At 73.5% G+C, this 12068-nt stretch carries 9 protein-coding genes; 2 read left to right on the top strand and 7 right to left on the bottom strand.

Annotated elements, in window-relative coordinates:
* Positions 1 to 2: 2 nt before the first annotated feature.
* The 6 genes from DER29_RS06100 to DER29_RS06125 all read right to left on the bottom strand — a co-directional run bounded on the left by DER29_RS06100 (position 3) and on the right by DER29_RS06125 (position 6133).
* On the bottom strand, positions 3 to 1457 hold the full coding sequence (locus DER29_RS06100) for a magnesium chelatase (protein WP_121396438.1): 1455 nt from the start codon (positions 1455 to 1457) through the stop codon (positions 3 to 5).
* A gap of 71 nt (positions 1458 to 1528) precedes the next feature.
* Positions 1529 to 2605 (bottom strand): hypothetical protein, encoded by a 1077-nt coding sequence (locus DER29_RS06105; RefSeq protein ID WP_121396439.1) that lies wholly within the window; start codon positions 2603 to 2605, stop codon positions 1529 to 1531.
* A 77-nt stretch (positions 2606 to 2682) separates the two neighbouring features.
* Positions 2683 to 3351 (bottom strand): response regulator transcription factor, encoded by a 669-nt coding sequence (locus DER29_RS06110; protein WP_121396440.1) that lies wholly within the window; start codon positions 3349 to 3351, stop codon positions 2683 to 2685.
* On the bottom strand, positions 3348 to 4592 hold the full coding sequence (locus tag DER29_RS06115; protein WP_121396441.1) for a sensor histidine kinase: 1245 nt from the start codon (positions 4590 to 4592) through the stop codon (positions 3348 to 3350). Before DER29_RS06115 ends, DER29_RS06110 begins: the two co-directional genes overlap by 4 nt.
* A 67-nt stretch (positions 4593 to 4659) precedes the next feature.
* Positions 4660 to 5160 (bottom strand): hemerythrin domain-containing protein, encoded by a 501-nt coding sequence (locus DER29_RS06120; RefSeq protein ID WP_121396442.1) that lies wholly within the window; start codon positions 5158 to 5160, stop codon positions 4660 to 4662.
* A gap of 4 nt (positions 5161 to 5164) precedes the next feature.
* On the bottom strand, positions 5165 to 6133 hold the full coding sequence (locus DER29_RS06125) for an aldo/keto reductase (protein WP_121396443.1): 969 nt from the start codon (positions 6131 to 6133) through the stop codon (positions 5165 to 5167).
* A gap of 83 nt (positions 6134 to 6216) precedes the next feature.
* On the opposite strand from DER29_RS06125, the gene mgrA reads away from it, so the two are divergent.
* Entirely contained in the window at positions 6217 to 7206 is a 990-nt protein-coding gene (mgrA, locus tag DER29_RS06130) for an L-glyceraldehyde 3-phosphate reductase (RefSeq protein ID WP_121396444.1), read from the top strand.
* A 12-nt stretch (positions 7207 to 7218) separates the two neighbouring features.
* Here the strand turns inward: mgrA and DER29_RS06135 are convergent, their stop codons facing one another.
* On the bottom strand, positions 7219 to 8160 hold the full coding sequence (locus DER29_RS06135; RefSeq protein ID WP_158618977.1) for a phytanoyl-CoA dioxygenase family protein: 942 nt from the start codon (positions 8158 to 8160) through the stop codon (positions 7219 to 7221).
* Positions 8161 to 8778: 618 nt separating this feature from the next.
* Here DER29_RS06135 and DER29_RS06145 point away from each other — a divergent pair.
* On the top strand, positions 8779 to 12021 hold the full coding sequence (locus DER29_RS06145) for a S8 family serine peptidase (protein ID WP_121396447.1): 3243 nt from the start codon (positions 8779 to 8781) through the stop codon (positions 12019 to 12021).
* Positions 12022 to 12068: the final 47 nt, after the last annotated feature.

The following is a 12068-nucleotide window of genomic DNA, read 5'->3' on the forward strand; positions in this document are numbered from 1 at the left end:
GCTCAGGCCCGGCCGCCGTAGCGGGTCCGGCCGGAGTCGGTGACGTCCTTGCCGAGCCGGCGGGTCAGGTGCAGCCCCTCCAGGACGAACTCCACGCCGGCCGCGACCTGCTCCGGGGTGGGCGCGTCGCCCAGCCCGAGCCGGTCCAGCGCCTTGGCCAGGCCGGGAACAGTGCCCACCTGGCGCAGCAACTCGGCGGAGCCGACCAGCTCCCCGGTCTCGATCACCGCGTCGTCGTCGACCAGCGCGGTGAAGCCGGAGAGGTCCAGCCCGGCCAGCCGGGACCGGAACGTGTCGGCGGTCGCGGTCCGCAGCAGGTGGCCGAGGATCTCGACCTCCCGGCCCTCCTCGCCGCTCTCGAACTCGACCTTGCCGCGCAGGGTCGACGTCACCGACACCGCGTCGCCGACCCGGGCGACCGGCGCCTCCGGGCGCACCCCCTCGGCGGGCTCCGCCGCGGCGAGCAGGCCGGCGCGGCGCAACGCGGCGGCGGCGACCGTCTCGGCGGCGGCGATGGCGAACCGGGCGGAGACCCCGGAGCGCGGGTCCACCGACGGCGACTCGCGCACCGCGCGGGCGAACCGCGCGAGGACCTCCAGCACGTGCTCCGGCACCTCGGCGACCAGGTCGGCCTCCTGCCGGATCAGGGCCAGTTCCAGATCGAGGTCGACCGGGTAGTGGGTGCGGACCTCGGCGCCGAAGCGGTCCTTCAGCGGAGTGATGATCCGGCCCCGGTTGGTGTAGTCCTCCGGGTTGGCGCTGGCCACCAGGAACAGGTCCAGCGGCAGCCGCAGCTGGTAGCCGCGGACCTGGATGTCCCGCTCCTCCAGCACGTTGAGCAGCGCCACCTGGATCCGCTCGGCCAGGTCGGGCAGCTCGTTGACGGCGAAGATGCCCCGGTTGGTGCGCGGGACCAGGCCGAAGTGGATGGTCTCCGGGTCGCCGAGGGTGCGCCCCTGGGCGATGCGGATCGGGTCGACGTCGCCGATCAGGTCGCCGACGCTGGTGTCCGGGGTGGCCAGCTTCTCGCCGTAGCGCATCGAGCGGTGCAGCCACGCCACCGGCAGGTCGTCGCCGGCCTCGGCGACCAGCGCCCGCGTGCCCGGCGTGAGCGGGTGCAGCGGGTGCTCGTTGAGCACCGAGCCGGCGATCACCGGGGTCCACTCGTCGAGCAGGCCGACGAGGGAGCGGATGAGCCGGGTCTTGCCCTGGCCCCGCTCGCCCAGCAGCACCATGTCGTGCCCGGCGAGCAGGGCCCGCTCGACCTCGGGCAGCACCGTGTCGTCGTAGCCGACGATGCCGGGGAAGCGGTCGGCGCCGGCACGCATCCGGGCCAGGAGGTTGTCGCGGAGTTCCTGCTTGACCGTGCGGTACGCGTGGCCGGCCGCCCGCAGCTCGCCGAGCGTGCCGGGCAGTTTGGCCGGTGGGGCCTGGGTAACCGGGGAAGGCGCAGTCACCCGACCAACGCTAGCTCACGAAAGCGGGGGCGCCCGGTCCGTCGACCGGGCACCCCCGCCGGGGGTACGGCTCAGCCGCGCCCGCAGCGCCGGCAGGCGCCCCGGCGGCGCAGGTGGTACGCGTACGTGGCGGCGCCCAGCGCGACGCCCCAGACCGGCCAGAGCAGCATCGGCGCGGTGGCCAGGCTGAGCCCGTCGGAGAAGTCCCAGAAGTCGGGGGCGGCGAGCAGGCCGAGGCTCGCCGCGGTGACCGCCACCGCGACCAGCGTCGCCGGGACGACGGCCAGCCCGACCGGCACCGGCCGCCCGGCCAGGCCCACCATCCAGCGCGGGAACCGTTCCCCCCACCGCTGCACCAGCCCGAGGGTGAGGACGGCGCCCACCAGGGCGAAGCCGCCCAGCCCGGCGCCCGCCCAGACCAGCCCGGACTCGCGCATCTCGTCGAGGAACGACCGTTCGATGCCGAGCGGGACGCCGACCGCCCAGGCGAGCCGGGTGACCGCGTACAGGGCGGGGATGGTGGCCGCGGTCCAGGCCGCCACCCGCCCCCAGCGGGCCGCCGAGGCGGGCGTGGTCCGGCCGTGGTCGGTGCCGTCGCGCCCGCACGCCGGGCAGGCGTCGGCGGTGCGCCGCTGCCAGCGCAGCACCGCCCCGGCCAGCAGCACCCCGCCGACCACGGCCGCGAACCGGGCGAACAGCGCCCAGGTGAACACGTCGGCGTAGTCCACCGGCGGCCAGCCGAACGGCGCGCCGATGATCAGGATCGGGGTGTAGCCGAGGATGGTCAGCACCCCCACGTCCGGCACGACGACGGCGAGCAGGAAGGCGACCGTCCAGGCGTACGCCAGCAGCAGGGTGCGCAGCGGCCGGGCCGGGCGGTGGGCCGGCCCGGTCATGGCGAGCGCGGCCACCGCGGCGCCGAGCAGCAGCACGGCGAACAGGGGTGGCCCGACGTCGGTCGGGACCAGCCGGAGCAGGTTGGCCTCGCCGCCGCGCGGATCGTTCGCCCCGAACGGGTAGCCGGCGCCGGTGACGGCGCAGAGCAGGGCGAGCAGGCCCCAGAGGCCGAGCCAGCCGGCGGCCAGCGGGGCGAGCCGGTCCGGCCGGCCCGGGGCCGGGCGGTGGGTGGGAGCGGTGGTCGTCGTCATGCTTCCCAGCCTCGGCCGACGGGCCGCGTACGCCCTCCCGTGCGGCGGTGAACCGGCTCCCCCGAAAGAGGGAACGTTCAGCCCGACGGGGTGACGAACCCCGACTCGTACGCCGCGATCACCGCCTGGGTGCGGTCGCGGACGCCGAGCTTGGCCAGCACGTTGCCGACGTGGGTCTTCACGGTCTCCACCCCGACCACCAGGTGCGCGGCGATCTCCGGGTTGGACAGTCCGGTGGTCATCAGCCGGAGCACCTCGGCCTCCCGGTCGGTGAGCCGGGCGGCGGCCAGCCGGTCGGCGCCCCGCCCCCCGTACGCCCCGGCGAGGCGGCGGATGGCGGCGGGGAAGAGCAGCGACTCGCCCCGCGCGACCACCCGGACCGCCTCCACCACCTCGGCGGGCCGGGCCCGCTTGAGCAGGAACCCGCTGGCCCCGGCGCGGAGCGCGTCGTAGACGTACTCGTCGTTCTCGAAGGTGGTGACCACCAGCACCCGCGGCGGGTCGGCGGAGGTGGCGAGCAGCCGCCGGGTGGCCTGGATGCCGTCGATGCCGGGCATCCGCACGTCCATCAGCACCACCCGGGGGCGCAGCCGGGCGACCAGCGGCGGCACCTCCGCGCCGTCGGTGGCCTCGCCGAGCACCCGCAGGTCGGGCTGGGCGTCGAGGATGGCCCGCAGCCCGACCCGGATCAGTTCGTCGTCGTCGACGATCAGCACGCCCGTGGCCGTCGCGGTTCCGGTCGTCATGGGGTCCTCTCGAACGGCAGTCGCACCCGGATGCGCCAGCGGTCGCCGTCCGGCCCGACGGTCAGCCGGCCGCCGAGCAGCAGCACCCGCTCCCGCATCCCGTCCAGGCCCCGGCCGCCCCGCCCCGGGTCGTCGCGGCGGCGCCGGCCCACCGCGTTCTCCAGTTCCAGCTCCAGCGCGTCGGCGTGCACGTCGAGGCGCAGCGTGACCGGTCCCCGACCGTACCGGGCCGCGTTGGTCAGCCCTTCCTGGACAATCCGGTAGCCCTCCCGGGAGACCGCCGCCGGCAGGTCGGCCGGGTCGCCGGTGCGCCGGGCGTCGACCGGCAGGCCGGCCGCGCGGGTGTCGGCCACCAGCCGGTCCAGGTCGGCGAGCGTACGCTGCGGCGCCGGCGCGGCCCGCCGGCCGTCGGGCTCGCGGAGCAGGCCCAGCACGTGGTCCAGGTCGTCCATGGCGGTCCGCCCGGCCTCCTCGATCGCGCCCAGCGCGCGCCGGACGAACTCCGGGTCCTGGTCGAGCAGCTCGCGGGCGGCCCCGGCCTGGAGGGTGGCGACGGTGAGGGCGTGGCCCACCGAGTCGTGCAGCTCCCGGGCCAGCCGGTTGCGTTCGGCGAGCCGGGTGGTGCGCGCCTCCAGGGCCGCGATCCGTTCCGCCTGGGCCGGGCCGAGCAGCACCGGGGCCATCGACACCGCCAGCGCGCCCAGCCCGGCCACGGCGTAGCCGAGCGCCACCAGCACGACGACGCCGGCGAGGGTCAGCCAGCCGGTGTCCCGCCCGTCGAGCGGCCCGAGCCGGTCGCCGCCGGCCATTCCGGTGTCGAGCCCGAACTGCTGCCCGATGAAGGCCAGCGCCATCGGCACGGCGCTGAACAGGGCGGCCACCACCAGTCCGCCGCTGACCAGGTGCAGCCCGATCCAGAGCGCCGAGCGCAGCCGGGTCTCCCGGTCGACGGCGTGCCCGGGCGCCGGGTCCGGCAGGTCGACGCCGAGCAGGGCCCGCGCGGCGGCGATCTCCAACGCGCGGGGGCCGTCGAGGAAGACCGGCACCGCCGCGATGGTCGCCGCGACGCCGAGCAGGGCCAGCACCAGCGGCCGGGGCACGTCCGACCGGGTCAGCATCTGGGCGAAGGCCACCGCCAGCAGCACGTACGGCAACACGAGCACCCCGCCGAGCAGCAGGAACACGCCGCGCCGCCAGGTGCTGCCGGCCGTCAGCGGGGCGAGGACCGTGCGGGGCTTCACCCGCCCATTCTGTCCCGGTCACGCCCCGCGCCGACTCCCCCGCGTCGGGGAGATCGGCGACGTCCGGTCAGCGGCGGTGTTCGTCGACGTAGCGCTGCGGGTCCTTGTCGGCGAAGGCCAGGTCGCGGCCCAACTTGTGCTCGCCGTGGAAGGTCAGCCAGCGACGGCCCAGCTCGGCCCTCAGCTCGTCGCTCGCGTGCCGGCGGAAGTCGGGCAGCGCCTCGTCCTCCTCCTCGGCGAGGTGCTCGCTGTTCTCCCGGCGGGCGGTACGCACCGCCGCCCACCACTCGTCGGAGCCCACCGGGTGCAGCTTCGACTCGGCGACGGCGTCGCGGATCTTGTTGTGGTCGCCGATCGCGTCGACGGTCTCGGCCTCGCCGTCATCGCCGTGGCGGACCAGGTGCGGGTAGAGGATCGCCTCCTCCGCCTCGGCGTGCACGTCCAGGTGCAGGGCGAGCGCGTCCCAGATCGCCAGCAGCTCGTGCTCGTCGCGGGCGTCGTCGAGGCGGGCGAAGCCCCGTCGGAAGGCCGCGTGGTCGTCGAGGATCAGTGCGGTGATGTCGTCCATCGGCTCACTTTCCGGTGCGGGCCCGGAGCAGGCGGGGCGCCGCCGCGAGTCCGGTGATCGGGCGGAACTCCCTGGCCGCCCGGGCGAGCGCGGCGTGCTCGTCGTCGGCCAGGTCGATGTCGGCGGCCGCCGCGTTGCGCTCCACCTGCTCCACGCCGGAGGCGCCGGGGATGGCCAGCACGTTCGGGTGGCGCAGCAGGTAGGCGAGGGCGATCTGGCTGGGGGTGGCGTCGTGCGCGTCGGCCACCTGCCGCAGGGTCTCGATCAGCGTCGCGCCGCGCTCCAGGTTCACCGGCAGGAAGTACGGGTTGGCCCGGCGCACCGCCCCGCTCGGCGGGTTCTTCGCGTCGTACCGGCCGGACAGGAAGCCCTGGGCCAGCGGGCTGTACGCGATGACCAAGCGGCCGGCCTGCTTCGCGTACGGCAGCAGGTCGTGCTCGGGCCCGCGGTCGACCATGCTGTAGCGGACCTGGTTGCTCAGCACCCGCCGGCCGAGCGCCGCCTCGGCGACCTGCCAGCGGCGCAGGCCGTAGTTGCTGACGCCGACCTCGCCGACCAGCCCGACGTCCTGCAACGCGCGCATGCCGCGCATGGTGGTGTGGTCGGCGACCAGCGGGTTGGCCTGGTGCACCTGGTAGAGGTCGAGGTGGGTGACGCCGAGCCGGGCGGCCGAGGCGACCGCCCGCTGCTGCACCACCGGGGCGACCGGCAGGATCGGGAAGATCTTGGTGGCGAGCACGACCTTCGTCCGGTCGTCGCCGAGCGCCTCGCCGAGGATCCGCTCGCTGCGGCCGAAGCCGTACAGCTCGGCGGTGTCGAAGACGGTGATGCCGAGGTCGACGGCGCGCCGGACGATGTCGGCGGCCCGGCGCTCGTACTCGGGGCCGTAGCCCCACTCCCGGGACCCGAACTGCCAGGTGCCGAGGCCGATCTTGGACAGGGGCTTGGGGGTGTCGAGCGGGACGAAACGCATGGTCCCGAAACTACCCCGGCGTCCGTTGTCGCAGGCCCGTTCGCCGCGGACACCCGCGATCGGCGGGGATAGGCTCGGTCACCGTGACCTACCTCGCCGCGGATGAGCGCTACGACCAGATGACCTACCGGCGCAGCGGGCGCAGCGGACTGCGGCTGCCCGCCATCTCGCTCGGGCTGTGGCACAACTTCGGCCCGGACCGGCCGTACGAGCGGCAGCGGGACGTCGTCCGTCGCGCCTTCGACCTCGGCGTGACCCACTTCGACCTGGCCAACAACTACGGGCCGCCGCCGGGCGCCGCCGAGGAGAACTTCGGCCGGATGCTCGCCACCGACCTGAGGCCGTACCGGGACGAACTCGTCGTCTCCACCAAGGCCGGTCACCTGATGTGGCCCGGCCCGTACGGCGAGTGGGGCTCCCGCAAGTACCTGATCTCCTCGCTGGACCAGTCGCTGCGCCGCCTCGGGCTGGACCACGTCGACATCTTCTACTCGCACCGCTTCGACCCGGACACCCCGCTGGAGGAGACGATGGGCGCCCTCGACGCCGTCGTCCGGGCCGGCAAGGCGCTCTACGTCGGCGTCTCCAACTACGACTCCGCGCAGACCGAGCGGGCCGCCGCGATCCTGCGCGACCTGGGTACGCCGCTGCTGATCAACCAGCCGTCGTACTCGATGCTCAACCGCTGGACGGAGGACGACGGCCTGCTGGACACGCTGGAGCGCGTCGGCGCGGGCTGCATCGCGTACAGCCCGCTCGCCCAGGGCCTGCTCACGGACCGCTACCTGGGTGGCATCCCGGCGGACTCCCGGGTGCGCACCAGCGTCTTCCTCAGCGAGAGCGACCTCGGCGAGGAGAAGATGGCCACCATCCGGGCGCTCGGCGCGGTCGCCGAGCGGCGCGGCCAGTCGCTGGCCCAGCTCGCGCTCGTCTGGGCGCTGCGCGACCCGCGGATGACCAGCCTGATCATCGGGGCGAGCAGCGTGCCGCAGCTGGAGGCGAACGTCGCCGCGCTGGAGAACCTCGACCTCGGCGCCGAGGAGCTGACCGAGATCGAGCGCCACCTCGGCTGAGCCGCGGCGTCCTCAGTAGATGTCGGCGTACGGCGACGCCCGGGAGAACGCCCTGAGCGCGTCGAGGTCGTAGCCCTCCTCGAAGTTCGTCAGCTCCGTCAGCAGGTCCTCCGGCTCGTACCGGTACCGGCCGGCCCACGTCTCGAACGACTCGACCTGCGCCGGGTCGGCACCGCTGAAGCAGCGGTAGCCGCGCGGCGAGTTACGGATCACCTCGTCGACCGCGGGGGCGAACCGGATGTCGATGTTCCACCGGATGCGGTCCGACACGTTGGGCGTCGAGCGGTGCAGCGTGGTGTCCGTGAAGATCACCGCGTCGCCGGGCTCCATCCGGGCGGTGCTCACCGGGCCGTCCCCGACGGCCGCGTCCGACGTGCCGTACTCGCCGTTCGGCAGGCGGTCGCGGGGAATCCAGCCCCGGGTGTGCGAGCCGGTGACGAACTGGAGGCAGGCCGTGTCCTCGTCGACGGGCACCAGCGGGATCCACACCGACAGCAGCGGCCCGACCGAGGCGTCCCAACCCTTGTAGTAGTAGGCGTCCTGGTGCCAGGCGACCTGTTGGGTGCGCCCGTGGGGGTCGCGCGGCCGGGCGTTCCAGACGCCGTGCGCGTAGACCTCGTCACCGATCAGGCTGCGCACCGGGCCGAGCAGTTCGGGGGTGCGCCACAGGTCGTACACCGGCCGTCCCACCAGGATCCGCCGCCAGGCGGCCGGCACGCGGACCTGACTGGACTCGATCAGGCGCAGGTAGCGCTGGTCGTACGGCAGGTCGGCGAAGGTCTCGGTGATCATTCCCCGCTGCTGCCACTGCCGGGCGAGGTGGTCGACGACGCGGCTGAACGAGCCGTGCAGCGCGTCCAGCGTCGCGGTGGGGAGCACGCCCCGCAGGATCAGGTGCCCGTCGCGCCGGAACTGCTCCGACTGCTCGGCTGTCAACGCGTGGGGGTGGTCCACCATCGGCTCCTTCGCTGGCCGCACGGGATTGAGCCCCACCACCGGACGGGGAGGAGCCTCCAGTGCGGCGATCGTGGCAGAAGGCCCGGTGTGCGACAACGCCTCATTTGTGCGACAGGCCCCCTATTTCCGGGAGGCCGTCGCCGACCGGCGGCAGGGGGCACTCGGCAAACCTGCGCGAATCGGATGCGTTGTCACCCCAACTGGCGCAGGTCATCGGTCAACTCTGCCACCTGCTCCGCCGGTGGGTGGCCAGCCATCCGGCGCCCAGACCGATTCGGGCCGCCCGACGGGTGATCTGCGCCCGTGGTGGTTAGAGGCTGCGGGCGGGCCGGTCCGTGCCGATCAGGCTGACCGTTCGGCTCCGGCAGAACGACAGGCAGAAGCGCCTGCGGAAGGCGCGCTCCCCGGGATGGTGAATGTCACAGGCGACTCTCGGCCACATCGAGTTGACCTGCGGATACGTCGACGCGCCCGGCAACAGCCGCCACTGGCGAAACCATTGCGGCACGCTGCCGCCGCCGCTACGAAACGTGCGGGTGGCGTCATTCCGATTGCCCCCCGTACCCGATCGAGCAACCGTGCCGATCAATACCCCGAAGTGGAGACGACCCACCCATGCGACAACGCCGTTTCCTGGCGTACGGCGCGCTCGGCGCCACGCTGGCGACTCTGCTGGTCGGAGTTGCACCGGCCGCTGCCCAACCCGCAGCGGCACCACCGGCTCCGGCAGCCCCCTCGGCTGGCGGCCCGGAACCCACGCGGAGCCTGACCCTGCTGACCGGGGACCAGGTCACCGTGCGCGGCAAGCAGGTGACGGTGACCCAACGCAAGGGCGTCCACTTCGTGCGCCTCCAGCGGAACAAGGCCGACTACGTCATCCCGTCCGACGCCATCCCCCTACTCAAGGCCGACCGGCTGGACGAGCGGCTGTTCAACGTCACCGCGCTGCTCGAATTCGGCTTCGACGAGCTGTCGTACCTGCCGTTGGTGGTCTCCGACGCCACCGCCGTGCGGGGCCTGGCCACCGGCCGCGAGCTGGAGGCGGTCGACGGCTTCGCCACCAAGGTGCCTCGCGCCGACCTGGCGAAGACCTGGCAGACCACCCGGACGTCGCTGACCAGCGGCAAGATCTGGGCCGACGGCGTTCGCGAGTCCAAGCTGGACACGAGCGTGCCGATGATCGGCGCCCCGGCCGTCTGGGGCGCCGGGTACGACGGCACCGGCGTGAAGGTCGCGGTGCTCGACAGCGGCATCGACGACAGCCACCCCGACCTCACCGGCAAGGTGGTCGGGCGGCGCAACTTCGTCCCCGAGCGGGAGACCGGCGTCGACCTCAACGGGCACGGCACCCACGTGTCGTCGACGATCGCCGGCAGTGGCGCCGCCTCGGGTGGCAGGTACAAGGGCGTGGCTCCCGGCGCGACCCTGCTGGACGGCAAGGTGTGCTGGAATGTCGGGGGCCAGGGCAGCTGCTCCGACTCGGCGATCCTCGCCGGCATGCAGTGGGCGGCCGAGTCCGGCGCGACCATCGTCAACATGAGCCTGGGCGGCCAGGACGCCGCCGGTGTCGACCCGCTGGAGCAGGCGGTCAACGACCTGACCGCCGAGTACGGCACCCTCTTCGTCGTCGCCGCGGGCAACTACAACGGTTGGCAGATGCAGGTCGGGTCGCCGTCCACGGCGGACGCGGCGCTGTCGGTGGCGAACTTCGACAAGGCCGGCGAGCTGAACTGGTCGTCGCTGCGCGGTCCCCGGCTCGGTGACTTCGGCATCAAGCCGGACATCGGCGGGCCTGGTACCGAGATCACCGCCGCCCGGTCGCCGAGCGCGCTCGGCCACCTGCCCGTGGGGCCGTACTTCGCCGCCACCGGCACCTCGATGGCCACCCCGCACGTGGCCGGCGCCGCCGCGCTGCTGACCCAGGCCAACCCGGGCTGGAAGGCGGCGCAGCTCAAGGAGGCCCTGATGGCCTCGGCCCTGCCGAACCCGGCGTACGACGTCTTCGCCCAGGGCGCCGGTCTCGTCAACGTGGGCAGGGCGTTGACCCAGCCGCTGACCGTCACCCCGCCGTCGCTCAGCCTCGGCATCCTCGAATGGCCGCACACCGAGGCGCCGACCGCGCGGACCATGACCTATCACAACCGCGGCGACCAGCCGCTGACGATCGACCTGGCGCTGGCCGGCGACGCTCCGGCGGGCCTGTTGGCGCTGAGCGCCCGCACCCTGACCGTGCCCGCCGGCGGTGACGCGACCGTGCAGGTCACCGTGGACGAGCGGGCGAGCACCTCGTACGGCCTGTTCAAGGGGCACCTGGTGGCCACCGCCGGTGACCTCAAGCTCCAGACCCCGTTCAGCGTCTACCACGAGGAGCCGGCGGCGGGCCTGAAGATCAACGCCATCGGCCGGGACGGCGCCGCCGCCGACACGGTGCTGATCGAGCTGTTCAACCCCGATCCGAAGAACTACGCCAACTACACCTTCTACACGTCGAGCACGTCGCTGCGGGTGCCGCTGAACAGCTCCTGGCGGCTGTCCGCGTACATCGAGGAGGACGACGGCACGGTCTCCCTGCTGACCAACAACCGGATCATCGCCGACAGCAACCAGGAGGTGGTGCTCGACGCGCGCCGGGCGCGACCGCTCGACATCACCGTTCCGGACGACCGGGCGCAGGCGCGGGACGCCGGGGTCATGGTGCTGCGCAGCGGCGACCCGCTGCGGACCTACGCCGGTGTCAGCGGCGAGCTGGACAAGATCCACACCGCCGACGTCGGCCCGACCGACCTGCCCGGCGTGACCACCCAGGTGCACGCGGTCTTCGAGGGGCCGGCCCGCCGGGACCAGGCGCCGGACGTCTACCAGCTCGGTTGGCGGATCCGGGGATCCTTCATCAACGGCTTCGTCAAGCACGTCTCGCGGCGTGACCTGGCGACCGTCGAGGCACAGTACGCGCAGAACGCGACCGGTGTGGCGGTGGACCGCACCAACGGCAGCCCCGACCCCGAACTCCCGGGCGGCGGGATCGTGCTGACCAGCGTCCTGCCGGCGGTGCCGACGCCGGGACGCCGCACCGAGTACTACGGCGGCGACGGGCCCTGGCAGGCCGACGTCCAGGAGAAGACCGTCGACGGCGGCCTGTTGATCCTCAACCTGGCGCAGCAGGATCCGGTCACCTACCGGCCCGGCAGCCGCTACGTCGAACGCTGGGGCGGCACGGCGCTCAACACCACCCTGATCCCGGTGTACGCCGACTCGCCGGCCGTCTCGCGGGAGGGCAACACGGTACGGGCCACCTTCAGCGGTTACACCGACGGCGCCGGCCACGTGGGTCTGCCGTACGCGATGCACAACCACCAGCTCACCCTGCATCAGGGCGACACGCTGCTCAAGGAGTTCGACTACCTGTACGGATCGTGGGAGGTGGCCGCCGAGCCAACCTCATACCGGATGCGGTACGCGTTCGACCTGCCCGATCCGTACCGGCTGTCGCGGCGCCTGGAGACGGAGTGGACCTTCACCACCTCCGCGGACAAGGCCGGGGCGCTGCCGCTGACCTCGATCGGGTTCCAGCCGGCGCTGGCGCTGGACAACAGCGTCCGGGCCGGCAGCTCGCTGACCGTCCCGCTGACGTTCGCCCAGCAGGCGACCGCGGGCCGGGTGACGTCGGCGAAGGTGTCGGTGTCGTTCGACGACGGCCGGACCTGGACGGCGGCCCGGACGGCTGAGAAGCACGGGAAGTACACGGCCACCGTGCGGAACCCGAAGGCGTCGGGCTTCGCGTCGTTGCGCGCCACCGCCGTCGACAGCGACGGGAACACCGTCACCACCACCGTCTACCGGGCCTACCAGGTCAGGTAACCGGTGTGGGACCCGCGGGGCCGGGCATGATCTGCCCGGCCCCGCGG

This window comes from Micromonospora sp. M71_S20, assembly GCF_003664255.1.
GTDB lineage: Bacteria > Actinomycetota > Actinomycetes > Mycobacteriales > Micromonosporaceae > Micromonospora.